Origin of the sequence: Azospirillum doebereinerae, assembly GCF_003989665.1 — a bacterium.
Lineage (GTDB): Bacteria > Pseudomonadota > Alphaproteobacteria > Azospirillales > Azospirillaceae > Azospirillum > Azospirillum doebereinerae.
On sequence record NZ_RZIJ01000008.1, the window covers coordinates 121,859 to 134,696 of the forward strand.

General features: G+C 69.4%; 13 protein-coding genes. 6 read left to right on the top strand and 7 right to left on the bottom strand.

Features of this window, described 5'->3' with window-relative positions; genetic code table 11:
- Nucleotides 1-18: 18 nt before the first annotated feature.
- A complete protein-coding gene (locus EJ913_RS12235; protein WP_126998159.1) occupies nt 19-654 on the bottom strand; it encodes a LysE family translocator in 636 nt (211 codons plus the stop codon).
- Between the two features lie 281 nt (nt 655-935).
- On the opposite strand from EJ913_RS12235, the gene EJ913_RS12240 reads away from it, so the two are divergent.
- Both EJ913_RS12240 and EJ913_RS12245 read left to right on the top strand, forming a co-directional pair.
- On the top strand, nt 936-1,682 hold the full coding sequence (locus EJ913_RS12240; RefSeq protein WP_238521571.1) for a DUF1194 domain-containing protein: 747 nt from the start codon (nt 936-938) through the stop codon (nt 1,680-1,682).
- Between the two features lie 43 nt (nt 1,683-1,725).
- Nucleotides 1,726-2,169, top strand: coding sequence for a hypothetical protein (locus tag EJ913_RS12245; RefSeq protein WP_126998163.1), 444 nt, complete (start codon nt 1,726-1,728; stop codon nt 2,167-2,169).
- A 6-nt stretch (nt 2,170-2,175) separates the two neighbouring features.
- On the opposite strand, the gene EJ913_RS12250 is transcribed toward EJ913_RS12245, so the two are convergent.
- Complete coding sequence (locus EJ913_RS12250; protein ID WP_126998165.1) at nt 2,176-2,364, bottom strand: hypothetical protein; 189 nt, start codon at nt 2,362-2,364, stop codon at nt 2,176-2,178.
- A gap of 262 nt (nt 2,365-2,626) precedes the next feature.
- On the opposite strand from EJ913_RS12250, the gene EJ913_RS12255 reads away from it, so the two are divergent.
- The 4 genes from EJ913_RS12255 (at nt 2,627) to qhpR (ending at nt 7,503) form a co-directional block, all read left to right on the top strand.
- Nucleotides 2,627-4,021, top strand: a complete 1,395-nt coding sequence (locus EJ913_RS12255; protein ID WP_126998167.1) for an ethanolamine ammonia-lyase subunit EutB — start codon at nt 2,627-2,629, stop codon at nt 4,019-4,021.
- Complete coding sequence (gene eutC / locus EJ913_RS12260; protein ID WP_126998169.1) at nt 4,018-4,794, top strand: ethanolamine ammonia-lyase subunit EutC; 777 nt, start codon at nt 4,018-4,020, stop codon at nt 4,792-4,794. Before EJ913_RS12255 ends, eutC begins: the two co-directional genes overlap by 4 nt.
- Before the next feature lie 33 nt (nt 4,795-4,827).
- Nucleotides 4,828-6,234 (top strand): ethanolamine permease, encoded by a 1,407-nt coding sequence (gene eat, locus EJ913_RS12265; RefSeq protein ID WP_126998171.1) that lies wholly within the window; start codon nt 4,828-4,830, stop codon nt 6,232-6,234.
- A gap of 273 nt (nt 6,235-6,507) precedes the next feature.
- Nucleotides 6,508-7,503: an AraC-like transcriptional regulator QhpR gene (qhpR, locus tag EJ913_RS12270; protein ID WP_126998173.1), complete on the top strand. Its 996-nt coding sequence runs from the start codon at nt 6,508-6,510 to the stop codon at nt 7,501-7,503.
- A gap of 7 nt (nt 7,504-7,510) precedes the next feature.
- Here the strand turns inward: qhpR and EJ913_RS12275 are convergent, their stop codons facing one another.
- The 5 genes from EJ913_RS12275 to EJ913_RS12300 form a co-directional block, all read right to left on the bottom strand.
- The gene (locus EJ913_RS12275) at nt 7,511-7,765 is read right to left on the bottom strand and encodes a hypothetical protein (protein WP_126998175.1); all 255 of its coding nucleotides are present in this window, start codon (nt 7,763-7,765) and stop codon (nt 7,511-7,513) included.
- 275 nt (nt 7,766-8,040) lie between these two features.
- The gene (locus tag EJ913_RS12280) at nt 8,041-8,520 is read right to left on the bottom strand and encodes a periplasmic heavy metal sensor (protein ID WP_126998177.1); all 480 of its coding nucleotides are present in this window, start codon (nt 8,518-8,520) and stop codon (nt 8,041-8,043) included.
- Nucleotides 8,517-8,960, bottom strand: coding sequence for a hypothetical protein (locus EJ913_RS12285; RefSeq protein WP_126998179.1), 444 nt, complete (start codon nt 8,958-8,960; stop codon nt 8,517-8,519). The genes EJ913_RS12280 and EJ913_RS12285 overlap by 4 nt, the downstream gene beginning before the upstream one ends.
- A complete protein-coding gene (locus EJ913_RS12290) occupies nt 8,957-9,508 on the bottom strand; it encodes an RNA polymerase sigma factor (protein ID WP_126998181.1) in 552 nt (183 codons plus the stop codon). Before EJ913_RS12290 ends, EJ913_RS12285 begins: the two co-directional genes overlap by 4 nt.
- A gap of 234 nt (nt 9,509-9,742) precedes the next feature.
- Nucleotides 9,743-12,832: an efflux RND transporter permease subunit gene (locus tag EJ913_RS12300; RefSeq protein WP_126998185.1), complete on the bottom strand. Its 3,090-nt coding sequence runs from the start codon at nt 12,830-12,832 to the stop codon at nt 9,743-9,745.
- Nucleotides 12,833-12,838 lie beyond the last annotated feature (6 nt).

The following is a 12,838-nucleotide window of genomic DNA, read 5'->3' on the forward strand; positions in this document are numbered from 1 at the left end:
CCGCTTCGGAGCCGGTTCTCAGACCCGGCGGGCCAGCGCCAGCAGCCCGCCGGCCCCGATCATCAGCCCGCCGGTCAGCCGGTTCAGGCTGCGGGCGGCGGTCACGCTGGTCAGCTTGCTCGCCAGACGGTCGCCGCCGGTGGCGTAGGCCATGATCCAGCCGAACTCGATGACGATCATGGTGGCGACCAGCGCCATCAACTGCGGTGCCAGCGGGGCGGCGGCGTCGATGAACTGCGGGAACAGCGCCCCCATGAAGACCAGGGCCTTCGGGTTGCTGAACGCCACCAGCAGGCCGCGCAGGAACAGGCGGATTGGCGAGGCCTCGCCGCCGGCCGCCGCAACGCTGTCGCGCTCCCCGGCCGGTTCGACCGGCGCCCGCCACGCGGCGATGCCGAGCCAGGTCAGATAGGCGACGCCGGCCCAGCGCACGATCTCGAAGGCCAGCACCGAGGTGGAGAGCAGGGCGCCCAGCCCGAAGGCCGACAGCGCGGCCATGATCGCCAGCGCCACGCACATGCCGATTCCGCCCCAGGCCGCGCGCCGCGCGCCGAAGCGCAGGCCGAGGCTCATCGCCAGCAGCATGTTGGGGCCGGGGGTCGCCGAGATGACGAAGGCGGTGGCGAAGAAGAAGGCGAGCGTCTGCCAGCTCATGATGCGGCTCCGGATGATCAGGAGTCCAGAGGACCATGAACCTTCGCGCTTCACAACCGGCGCCGGAGGTAGCGCTGCCATGCTGCCATGGGACCGGTCCTTAAGACCGGGTTCGCGGCGCGAACGGGTGGTTCCGAATCGGACGATGGACAGCCGGCCTTGCGGGTTCCATGTGTGCTTCTTGCCCTAAGTCGGTCTGGACAGCGGAAGGGGGACGCGCAATGCCTGTGTGCCGTCGTTCGATCTTGCTCCTCGGTCTCGCGCTGACATTCCCCTTATCCTTGCTCTTACCCGGCGGCGCGCGCGCCCAGCAGCCGGTCGATCTGGAACTGGTCCTGGCGGTCGACGTGTCCGGCAGCGTCGATCCGGAGGAGGCGAAGCTCCAGCGCGACGGCTACGTCCAGGCTTTCCTGAACGACAAGGTGCAGCGGGCGATCCGGGGCGGTCCCTTCGGCCGCATCGCCGCCACCTACGTCGAATGGGCCGGCGACAACCACCAATACACGATCGTCGACTGGACGCTGTTGAGCGACCCCGCCAGCGTGCGCAGCTTCGCGCTGGCGGTGGCGGAGGCGCCGATCACCTCGGCGCAATGGACCTCGATCAGCGCGGCCATCGACTACGCCGTTCCCCTGTTCGACAACAACGGGGTCGAGGGCACCCGCCGCGTCATCGACGTGTCGGGCGACGGCGAGAACAACCGGGGCCGTCCGGTGGACGCGGCGCGCGATGCGGCGGTGGCGCGGGGGATCACCATCAACGGCCTGCCGATCCTCAACGACCGGCCCAACCCGTGGGGCGGCTCGCCCTCCACCGAATTGGACCGTTATTACCGCGACCACGTCATCGGCGGCCCCGGCGCCTTCCTGGTGCCGGCGACGGACTTCAACTCCTTCGCCGACGCGATCCTCAGCAAGCTGCTGCTGGAGGTGTCGGGTCTCACGCCAAATCCCATGCCGGGGGATCATGAACTGGCGATCCGGGATGTGGAAAAACAGGCAAGCGACCGGCGACAATCCGGCGGTTAGCGGCTACCGTCGTGGGGAACCGGACCCGATGGAACCGCTCCCCATGACCGACACCCCGCTGGCGCATCTGTTGAAGCTTGGCCCCGACTGCATCGTCGCCAGCGCGGCGGTGGCGCGGAACACGGGCGGGGAGGGCGGCGCGCTGATCAAGTTCGCCCGCGACAAGCAGCCGCCGCTCTCCCTGCTGTTCATCAGCGGCGTGGTGGAATCGCTGGGCGACGCGTTGCGCGCCTTCGCCAAGGCGAACGGCCGGATGGCCGAGGACCCCAGCCTCGCGCTTCGCTTCTCGTTGAAGCGCCCGCGCGTCGAGGAGTCCGACTGGGCGGTGCGCGACGACGATTCCCGCGTCGTCGACACCATCCGCGCGCTGGCGGCGACGAACGCCCTGGCGCTGGAACTGGTGATGCAGGACCGCAGCGTCCGGCACCTCGCCCTGCCGGCCGGCGTGACGCGCCTGCTGACGGGCGAGCTGCGGACGACCTTGTAACGCTGGTTACTTCACCGCCCTGTCGACCGCGCGGCCGGCCTTTTCGGCCGGACCCGGCGGGTCGATGGCGTCCTTGACGCTCTGGCCGGCGTTGTCGAGAGACTTGCCGGCGCGCTCGGCCGGGCCTTCTCGGTCGCAGGCGGCGACGGCGATCAGGGGCAGAACCAGGGCGGCGGTGCGCAGAAGCGTCAGCATGTCGATCTCCAATCGTCAAAAACCGGGGGAGCGTTCCGGCGATATCGATTTCGCCGCGCTCCCCATGACCGAATGAACGCCCTGGCCAAGCGTTCGGACCACGGTCGGCCACCGACTCTCCGATTGCGCCTCCTGTCTGCCCCGTTGGTGTGAGGCCCGCTCCATCGGTCTATGGCCGCCGGTTTTTGTGTTCCAATGTCAACCGACCCCGCCGCCGTCCATGCCATGCTTCATCCCGTGACGCAGAGCAGGGAGGACGGCCATGGCGGTCCACACGCGGGATCTGGGGCGGCATCGCCACCGGTTCGACGACCTCAAGGCGGTGATGGCCTGCGCCTCGCCGCGCCGGTCGGGCGACGAGCTGGCGGGCATCGCCGCCGACAGCGACGAGCGCCGGGTCGCGGCCCGCATGGTGCTGGCCGATTTGCCGCTGAAGACCTTCCTGAACGAGACCCTGATCCCCTACGAAACCGACGAGGTCACCCGGCTGATCGTCGACAGCCACGACGCCGAGGCCTTCCGCCCGGTCGCCCACATGACGGTGGGGGAGTTCCGCGACTGGCTGCTGTCCTACGCGGCCGACACGGCGGCGCTGGCGTCCCTCGCCCCCGGCCTGACGCCGGAGATGGTCGCGGCGGTGTCCAAGCTGATGCGCAACCACGATCTGGTCTGCGTTGCGGCGAAATGCTCGGTGGTCACGCGGTTCCGCACCACCATCGGGCTACCGGGGCGGCTGTCGAGCCGGTTGCAGCCCAACCACCCGACCGACGACCCGGCCGGCATCGCCGCCTCGACGCTGGACGGGCTGCTCTACGGCATCGGCGACGCGGTGATCGGCATCAACCCGGCGACCGACAACGTCCCGGCCTGCGTCGCGCTGCTGGAGATGCTGGACGCGGTGCGCACGCGCTTCGACATCCCGGTGCAGTCCTGCGTGCTGGCCCACGTCACCACGACGATCCAGGCCATCGAGCGCGGCGCTCCGGTCGATCTGGTGTTCCAGTCCATCGCCGGGACGGAGAAGGCCAACCGGGGCTTCGGCGTGTCGCTGGCGCTGCTGACCGAGGCGCGCGACGCCGCCAAATCCCTGAAACGCGGCACCGTCGGCGACAACGTGATGTATTTCGAGACGGGGCAGGGCTCCGCCCTGTCGGCCGACGCGCATTTCGGGGTGGACCAGCAGACGGTCGAGGCCCGAGCCTACGCCGTCGCCCGCGCCTTCGACCCGTTGCTGGTCAACACGGTGGTCGGCTTCATCGGGCCGGAATACCTCTACGACGCCAAGCAGATCACGCGGGCCGGGCTGGAGGATCATTTCTGCGCCAAGCTGCTCGGCGTGCCGATGGGCTGCGACGCTTGCTACACCAACCACGCCGAGGCCGACCAGGACGACATGGACGTCCTGATGACGATGCTGGCGACGGCGGGCGTCAACTTCCTGATCGCGGTGCCCGGCGCCGACGACGTCATGCTGAACTACCAGAGCCTGTCCTACCACGACGTGCTGGGATTGCGGCACCTGCTGAAGCGCCCGCCCGCCCCGGAGTTCGAGGCGTGGCTGGACAAGGCCGGCTGGCTCGACGAGCAGCGCCGCCTGCCTCCCTGGCCCGACCGGAGCCTCGTCGTCTCGGCCCTGCTGGGGAGGGCCGCCGTATGAACGATTCCAAGGATCCCTGGGCGCGCTTCCGCCAAGCCACCCGCGCGCGGATCGGGCTGGGGCGCAGCGGCGACGCGCTGCCCACCACGGCCCTGTTGGAGTTCCAGCTCGCCCACGCCCGCGCCCGCGACGCGGTCCACAGCGCGGTGGATCTCGACCGGTTGGCCGCCGATCTGGCGCCGCACCCGAGCCTGCGCGTCCACAGCGCCGCTCCCGACCGCGCCACCTACCTGCGCCGCCCGGACCTGGGGCGCCGGCTGGACCCGGCGAGCGCCTCCGGGCTGCCGGCCGGCGACTGGGACCTGCTGTTCGTGATCGCCGACGGGCTCTCGGCGGCGGCGGTGCAGGTCAACGCGGCGCCGCTGGTCCATGCCTGTTTCGAGCGGCTGGGCAAGACCCTGCGCGTCGGGCCGGTGGTGCTGGCCGAACAGGCGCGTGTCGCGCTGGGCGACGCGGTCGGGGCGGCGATGGGCGCGCGTCTGGTGGCGCTGCTGGTCGGCGAGCGGCCCGGCCTGTCGGCGGCGGACTCGCTGGGCGTCTACCTGACCTGGGAGCCGAAGCCCGGCCGCGCCGATTCCGAGCGCAACTGCATCTCCAACATCCACGCCGGCGGCCTCCCTATCGGGGCGGCGGCCGACAAGCTGTGCTGGCTCGCCACCGAGGCGGCGCGGCTGAAACTGACGGGAGTCGCCTTGAAGGAGGACACCCCGTCCCTGGTGGGTCCGGACAACGACACGAAAAAGCAGGGACCGGACCTGATCCACAACCCGTGACCGACGCCTTGAACAGGGGCAGAAGGGATCTTCATGTCTGGGAACACGAAGCCTGAATTGAGCAAGAGCCTGACCGGGCTCCACCTGTGGGGGATCGCCGTGGGGCTGGTGATCTCCGGCGAGTATTTCGGCTGGAGCTACGGCTGGGCGGCGGCGGGGTCGCTCGGCTTCCTCGTCACGACCGTGCTGATCGCGGCGATGTACACCACCTTCATCTTCAGCTTCACCGAGCTGACCACCGCCATCCCGCACGCGGGCGGGCCGTTCGCCTACAGCTACCGCGCCTTCGGGCCGACCGGCGGCTTCGTCGCCGGCTTCGCGACGCTGATCGAGTTCGTCTTCGCGCCGCCAGCCATCGCGCTGGCCATCGGCGCCTATCTGAACGTGCAGTTTCCGGCGCTCGACCCGAAGGTCGCGGCGGTCGGCGCCTACGTCATCTTCATGGGGTTGAACGTGGCCGGGGTGTCCATCGCCGCGACCTTCGAGCTGTTCGTGACGGTGCTGGCGATCTTCGAACTGGTCGTGTTCATGGGTGTGGTGTCGCCGGGCTTCGCCTGGAGCAACTTCGCCGCCAACGGCTGGGCCGGCAGCAACAGCTTCTCGATCACCAGCCTCAGCGGCATCTTCGCGGCGATCCCCTTCGCCATCTGGTTCTTCCTGGCAATCGAAGGCGCCGCGATGGCGGCCGAGGAGGCCAAGGATCCGCGCCGCACCGTGCCGCGCGCCTACATCGGCGGCATCCTGACCCTGGTGGTGCTGGCCTTCGGCACCATGATCTTCGCGGGCGGCGTCGGCGACTGGAACGCGCTGTCCAACATCAACGACCCGCTGCCCCAGGCGATGAAGGCGGTGGTCGGCGAATCCAGCGGCTGGCTGCACATGCTGGTGTGGATCGGCCTGTTCGGGCTGATCGCGTCCTTCCACGGCATCATCATGGGCTATTCCCGGCAGATCTTCGCGCTGTCGCGCGCCGGTTTCCTGCCGCCGGTCTTCGCCACCGTGCACCCGACGCGCAAGACTCCGCATTGGGCGATCCTGGCCGGCGGCGTGGTCGGCATCGCCGCCATCTTCTCCGACGAACTGATCCAGATCGGCGGCCTGCCGCTGACCGCCAACATCGTCACCATGTCGGTGTTCGGCGCCATCGTCATGTACATCATGAGCATGGCCGCGCTGTTCCGCCTGCGCGTCCTCGAGCCGAAGCTGGAGCGCCCATACCGCGCGCCCTTCTACCCCGTGTTCCCGGCGATCTCGTTGGTGCTGGCGGTGCTGGCGCTGGGGACGATGATCTACTTCAACACGTTGGTCTTCGGGCTGTTCGTCGGGCTCTTCGCGGTCGGCTACCTGTTCTACCGCTTCACCGCCGATTTGCGCGGCAGCGGCGACCCGCTGCTGAACCTCGCGCACATGGAAGCGCGCACGATGACCGATACGCCGTGACGGGGTGAAGCCCCTCTCCCACAAGGGGAGAAGGGCTTGCTCCCGCACAAGACGCGACACCCGCACCGCCACCGCGAACGCTGTGGCGGTGCTTTCGCGTGCCAAGAAAACCTCCGCCCTTCGTGCAATAGTGCGCGGCGAATTAAATCGGCATTCTTGGCGACGACTTCGGCACGGCGTTTGCTGCGTTGCGGCAAACCGGTTTCGAAAGGCTGCTCCATGACGCCGCGCGGAACGATTTCCAGGCAGACTTACGGGCAACGCCCACCCTTTATGCAGCACAACATCCTGGCCGCCGCCGCGTCGGGCGTCGCCGGCTTCATCGTCGGGCAGGGCGGCTGCCCCGACGACGTGTTCCATCGCGCGGGCGTGGAGGAGAAGGCCCTGGGCCGGCCGGACCTCGCGCTCGATCTCGGCGCCTATGTGGCGATGATGGAGGTCGCGGCGGGCGCCACCGGCAACGACAATTTCGGCCTGCTGTTCGGACGCCAGTTCCAGCCCGAGAGGCTGGGGCTGATCGGCCGCATCGCGCTGTCGGCGCCGACGCTGGGCGCGGCGCTCGACCATCTGGCCCGGCTGTTTCCCTTTCACCAGCAGGCGACGGAGACGCGCTTCGTTCGCGACGGCGGGCTGTTGCGGCTGGAATACCGCATCCTCGACGGCCGCATCGTCGAGCGGCGGCAGGACGCCGAGTTGACCATGGGGATGTTCGCCAATGTGGTGCGCGCCGGGCTCGGGCCCTCCTGGATGCCGGAGGAGGTCCATTTCGAGCATCCCCGCCCCGAAGGCTGGCGCCAGCACGAATCCCTGTTCGAGGCCCCGGCCCATTTCGGCCAGCGGACCAACGCGCTGGTGCTGCGCGACCGCGACCTCGACCGCCGCATGCCGGGCGGCGACATGGCCCGGCTGACCGCGCTGTGCGGCACGCTTGTGGACATCGCCGGCGACACCGGCGCCCCGGCCCTGCTCGACCGCGTGAAGGCGGAGGTCCGTGCCCGCCTGCCGGAGGGCTATCCCTATGTTGAGGACATCGCCGACACGCTGGGCATCGCCCGTTGGACCCTGCAACGCCGCCTGACCGAGGAGGGGCTGAGCTTCTCCGACCTCGTCGAACAGGTGCGGCGTGAATTGGCCGCCGTCTACATCCGCCAGCGCCACGTGCCCATCGCCGACATCGGCGCGCTGCTCGGCTATTCGGAGGTCAGCGCCTTCAGCCGTGCCTTCCGCCGCTGGTTCGGGGTATCGCCCCTTGGCATGAGGGGGCGGTGACGGGGACTCACTCGGCGGGGGGCAGGATCCGTTGGAGGCGGGCGAAGTCCACGAACTGGGTCGGCCGGTCCTTCAACAGGTCCGGGCTGGCCGACGCGTTCTCCGTCGCGCATTCGGCGACGTAGCGCGCCAGCAGGTCGCGCATCACCTCGGCCAACGGGGTTTGCCGTTGGCGTGCGTAATTCTTCGCCGCTGCTTTGACGCGATGATCGACACGCAATGAAATGGTCGATTTTCTTGGATGAAACACATCCCCGATCATGATGAATACCTTTCATCCTTGCCGATCCGTCCTTTTTGAATATTTCAGATCGGGCGTGGATACAAGGATCGTCGGGTCATGAATCGATATTTCCTGGGGATGATAGAATGTGAATTTGTGTGGATAAGATTTCGACCCGTTTTCTTCTCCACAGAATCTGTGGATAGATGTGTGCGCAGTTCCCGAACAAGATCGGCCGCACCCTTCCGTCGGGCCTGTCCCGCCTGTGGATGAGTGGGTTTGCCTAATTTTTAGGCATATGGGAAAGGTTCCGCTCAGAACGCCCGGCCGGAGCCGATCAGCCGCAGTCGCCCGGCCGGGGACAGCTCCGGCATCAGGCCGAGAACGGTCTCCTCGGTCAGTTCGCCGAGCTGGCGGCGCTTGGCGCGGGCCGCCTCGGTGGCGGCGCGCAGGGCCTGGGGATCGAATCGCTCCTGCTGAATCAGGGCGCGCACCGCTTGCCCGGCCTCGCGGTACTCCTCGGTCAGCGCGGCGTAGCGCGGGCGCAGCGGCTCGAAGGCGGCGCGCATGCGGGCGGCGTCGGCGGGGGATAGGTCGGGGGCCATGCGCTCGACGAAGCGGTCGGGCATCGGCTGATAGGGCGGCGGGGGCGGATGGTGCCACGTCGCCAGCAGGGCCGCCGCCAGGAACAGGTTGAGGCCGAGCGACAGCAGGGCCAGCGTGCGCAGACTGGTGCGCGGCCGGACCCGCGCCGCCGCCGAACCGATGGCCGAACCGATCCGGGTGCCGATCATCGCGAATCTCCATCGAACAGCGTCACCACGTCGTCGCTCAGCAGGGCGACGTCCCGCGTGGGGGGGCGCGGCAGGCCCGTCGGCAAAGCGAGGCTGCCCGCCAGCCAGCCCAGCGCCACCAGCGTCACGCACAGCGTCGCCGCCATCCGACGCGGCATACGGCCCAGCAGCAGCACCATCAGCGTCTCCGGGGCCGCGTTCTGGGGCGTCGCCCGCGCCGCCTCGCCGACGACCGACAGCAGGCGGGAGACTCGGGCCTCCTCGACCACGGGGGGCAGGCCGCCGAGCAAGCCGTCGAACGCCTCGGCCTCGCGCAACGCGGCGCGGAGCGCGGGGGAGGCGGCCAGCGCCTGTTCGGCGGCGGCGCGCAACTCCGGCGGCCAGCGGACGGGATCGGCGCCGTAGGCGTCCATACACTGGAGGAATTGGCGGTCGGTCATGATGGCATCCTCCCGGCGGCGAGCGCCGTCTTCAGCGCCGCCCTGGCCCGCGCCAGCAGCGAGGCGAAGGCGGTCTCGTTCATTCCCAGAATCTCGGCGGCCTGTTTCAGGCTCAGGCCCTCTTGGTGGAACAGCACGACGGCGGCGCGCTGGCGGTCGGGCAGCGCGTCGAGCGCCCGGTTGACCAGGGCGGCGGTCTGCCGCTCGGCGATTTGCGTCACCGCGTCGGGGGCGGAATCGGGCAGCTCGCCCGCCGCCTCCAGCGGGTCCCAGCCGGGCCGTCGGCCCCGGTCGATGGCGAGGTTGACGACGATCCGGTACAGCCAAGTCGTGAAGGCCGCGCGCGCGCCGTCCCAGCGGGCGGCGTGCTGCCAGACCCGCAGGAAGGCGTCCTGCGCGATCTCGTCGGCGTCGGACGGGTTGCCGGTCATCCGCTGGGCCAGCGCCACGGCGCGCCGCATGTGGCGCGCCGCCAGCCGGTCGAAGGCACCCGCGTCGCCGCCGGCCACGCGCGCCATCAGGGCGCCGTCGCTGTCGGTGTCGCTCATCGCCGTTCCATCCGGTGCCGCCGCATGGGGCAGGATTACGGCAAATGGCCAGAACATGCACCCGTCCGTCGCCGCCTCCCTTAATGAAAGAGCCCTTCTCCCCTTGCGGGAGAAGGGTTGGGATGAGGGGTATTCCGCCGAAGGCGGAAGATTTGCGGTCCCCTCACCCCAACCCCTCTCCCGCAAGGGGAGAGGGGCTTTGAGCGGTTGTATCGCTGAAGCCTAAGCACCCCTCTACTCCGCCGGGGCCAGCGTGTGGCGGCCGCGCTTGCGGCGCAGGGCCAGACGCTCCAGCGCCAGATAGACCACCGGGGTCGTGTAGAGCGTCAGCATCTGGCTGACCAGAAGCCCGCCGATGATGGCGATGCCCAACGGCCGGCGCAGCTCGCCGCCGATACCGTAATCGACGGCCAGCGGCACGGCGCCCAGCAGCGCCGCCATCGTCGTCATCATGATCGGGCGGAAGCGCACCAGACCGGCCTCGCGGATCGCCTCCAGCGGCGTCAGGCCGCGCGTGCGCTCCGCCTCCAGGGCGAAGTCGATCATCATGATGGCGTTCTTCTTGACGATGCCGATCAGCAGGATGATGCCGATCATCGCCACGATGGACAGCTCGTAGCCGGTCAGGATCAGCGCGATCAGCGCCCCCAGCCCCGCCGAGGGCAAGGTGGACAGGATGGTCAGCGGGTGGATCAGGCTCTCGTACAGCACGCCCAGCACCACGTAGATCGTGATCAGCGCCGCCAGGATCAGCAGCCCCTGGCTCGACTGCGACTGCTGGAAGGCGCGGGCCGAACCCTGGAAGCCGGCGCGGATGCTGGCCGGCATGCCGATGTCCTCGGCCGCCCGCGCGATGACCTCGGTCGCCTGGGACAGCGAGACGCCGGGGGAGAGGTCGAAGGTCAGGTTGGCGACCGGGAAGCCGTCCTGGTGCCGGATGCCGGTCGGCTGGTTGCCGAGCGTCACAGTCGCGACGGTGGACAGCGGCACCAGTCCCTCACGGCCGGGGATGTACATCTTTTTAAGGTCGTCGGGGCCGAGCGCCTTCTCGGGAGCGACCTCCAGCACGACCTTGTGCTGGTTCTGCATCAGGTACATGGTCGAGACCTGACGTTGGCCGAAGGCGTCGTAGAGCGTCGCCTCCAGCGCGCTCAGCGACACCCCCAGCCGCGAGGCGGCGTCGCGGTCCACCGCGATGTTGGCCTGGACGCCGCCGTTCTGGCGGTCGTTGGCGACGTCCACCAGTTCCGGAAGGGTGCGCAGCTTGTCCACCAGCCGGGGTGCCCAGGTGTTGAGCGCCTCGATGTTGGAGTCCATCAACGAATAGCGGTATTGGCTGCGCCCGGAGAAGCCGCCGATGCGGATGTCCTGCACCGGGCTGAGGTAGAGCTGCACCCCCGGCACGCGGGCCGCCCGCATGCGCAGGCGCTGGGTGACGGTGGTGGTGTCCTCGCGCTGGGCGGGCGGCTTCAGCGCGATGAAGATCTGGCCGGAATAGGTGCCGCCCGGCCCGCCGCCGCCGATGGAGGCGCCGACGCTCTCCACCGCCGGGTCGCCCGCGATGGCGTCCTGCAAGGCGCGCTGGCGCGCCAGCATCCCCTGGAAGGAGATGTCGGGCGGCGGGTCGCTGAACCCGTTGAGCAGGCCGGTGTCCTGTTGCGGCACGAAGCCCTTGGGCACCTGCCCGTAAAGCCAGACGCTGACGCCGAGGATGGCGACGGTCGCCAGCAGCATGACCCGCCCATGCGCCAGCGCCCAATCCAGCCCGTCGGCGTAGAGCCCGAACAGCCGGTCGCCGATCCAATTCAGCGCGCGGCCGACCCGCCCCGGCGGCTTGCGCTCGGATTCCGCCGTCAGCAGGTGGGCGCACATCATCGGCGTCAGCGTCAGCGACACGAAGGCCGAGACGACGATGGCGACCGACAGCACCACGGCGAACTCGCGGAACAGGCGGCCCATGATGCCGCCCATGAACAGGATGGGGATGAAGACCGCGACCAGCGACAGGCTGATCGACACCACGGTGAAGGCGACCTGCCGCGCGCCCTTCAGGGCGGCCTGCAACGGCGTCTCGCCCTTCTCGATGTGGCGGACGACGTTCTCGATGACGACGATGGCGTCGTCGACCACGAAACCGACCGAGATGGTCAGCGCCATCAGCGAGAAGTTGTCCAGGCTGTAGCCCGCCGCCCACATCACCGCGAAGGTCCCGGCGAGCGACAGCGGCACGGCGGCGGTCGGGATCACGGTGGTCCACAGGCGGCGCAGGAACAGCGCCATCACCATCACCACCAGCGCGACGGTGATCGCCAGCGTTTTCTGCACGTCGACGATGGAGGCGCGGATCATCGGCGTGCGGTCGTTGCGGATGGCGATGCTGACGCTGGGCGGCATCCAGCTTTCCAGCACCGGCAGCTCGGCGCGGATGCGGTCCACCGTGTCGACCACGTTGGCGCCGGTCTGCTTCTGGATGTTGATCAGGACGGCGCGCTTGCCGTCGTACCACGCGGCGGTGCGGCTGTTCTCCGGCGCCTCGATCACGTCCGCCACGTCGGACAGGCGGATGGTGCGGCCGTTCTTCTCGGTGACGATCAGGTCGCGGTAGGCATCGACGCTGAACATCTGGTCGCTGGCGCCGATGGCCCAGGTTTCGTGCGCGCCGTCGAAGCTGCCCTTTGGACCGTTGGCGTTGGATTGCGAGATGGCGCTGCGGATCATCTCCAGGCTGACGCCCATCGACGCGGCCGCCGCCGCGTTGGCGCGCACGCGGACGGCGGTCTTCTCGGCGCCGTTGATGCTCACCTGGCTGACGCCGTCGAGCTGGCTCAGGCGCTGGCCGATGACCGTCTCGGCCAGCGAGAAGACCTCCCCCGGCGGCAGGGTGGTGGAGGTCATCGCCAGCGTCATCACCGGCGCGTCGGCCGGGTTCATCCGGCGCATGCGGGGCGGGCTCGGCAGGTCGGCCGGCAAATCGCCCCCGGCCGCGCTGATGGCGGCCTGCACGTCGCGCGACGCCGCCTCGATGTCGCGGTTCAGGTCGAACTGGACGACGACCGACGCGCTTCCCGAGGTGCTGCTCGACGTCATCTCCGAAATGCCGGCGATGCGGGCGAGGCGGCGCTCCAGCGGGGTGGCGACGGAGGCCGCCATCGTCTCCGGGCTGGCGCCGGGCAGCGAAGCGGAGACGACGATGGTCGGGAACTCCACCGCCGGCAGCGGGGCGACCGGCAGGAAGCGGTAGGCGACCATGCCCAGCAGCATCAACCCCACCATCAGCAGCGAGGTGCCGACCGGACGGTGGATGAAGGGGGTGGAGAGCGACATCGCCGT

Bases quoted from the DNA above. Each gene is read 5' to 3' on its own strand.
- EJ913_RS12300 (WP_126998185.1), bottom strand. From the start codon at position 12,832: ATGTCGCTCTCCACCCCCTTCATCCACCGTCCGGTCGGCACCTCGCTG.
- EJ913_RS12275 (WP_126998175.1), bottom strand. From the start codon at position 7,765: ATGATCGGGGATGTGTTTCATCCAAGAAAATCGACCATTTCATTGCGT.
- qhpR (WP_126998173.1), top strand. From the start codon at position 6,508: ATGCAGCACAACATCCTGGCCGCCGCCGCGTCGGGCGTCGCCGGCTTC.
- EJ913_RS12255 (WP_126998167.1), top strand. From the start codon at position 2,627: ATGGCGGTCCACACGCGGGATCTGGGGCGGCATCGCCACCGGTTCGAC.
- EJ913_RS12245 (WP_126998163.1), top strand. From the start codon at position 1,726: ATGACCGACACCCCGCTGGCGCATCTGTTGAAGCTTGGCCCCGACTGC.
- EJ913_RS12285 (WP_126998179.1), bottom strand. From the start codon at position 8,960: ATGACCGACCGCCAATTCCTCCAGTGTATGGACGCCTACGGCGCCGAT.
- eutC (WP_126998169.1), top strand. From the start codon at position 4,018: ATGAACGATTCCAAGGATCCCTGGGCGCGCTTCCGCCAAGCCACCCGC.
- eat (WP_126998171.1), top strand. From the start codon at position 4,828: ATGTCTGGGAACACGAAGCCTGAATTGAGCAAGAGCCTGACCGGGCTC.
- EJ913_RS12250 (WP_126998165.1), bottom strand. From the start codon at position 2,364: ATGCTGACGCTTCTGCGCACCGCCGCCCTGGTTCTGCCCCTGATCGCC.
- EJ913_RS12290 (WP_126998181.1), bottom strand. From the start codon at position 9,508: ATGAGCGACACCGACAGCGACGGCGCCCTGATGGCGCGCGTGGCCGGC.
- EJ913_RS12280 (WP_126998177.1), bottom strand. From the start codon at position 8,520: ATGATCGGCACCCGGATCGGTTCGGCCATCGGTTCGGCGGCGGCGCGG.
- EJ913_RS12235 (WP_126998159.1), bottom strand. From the start codon at position 654: ATGAGCTGGCAGACGCTCGCCTTCTTCTTCGCCACCGCCTTCGTCATC.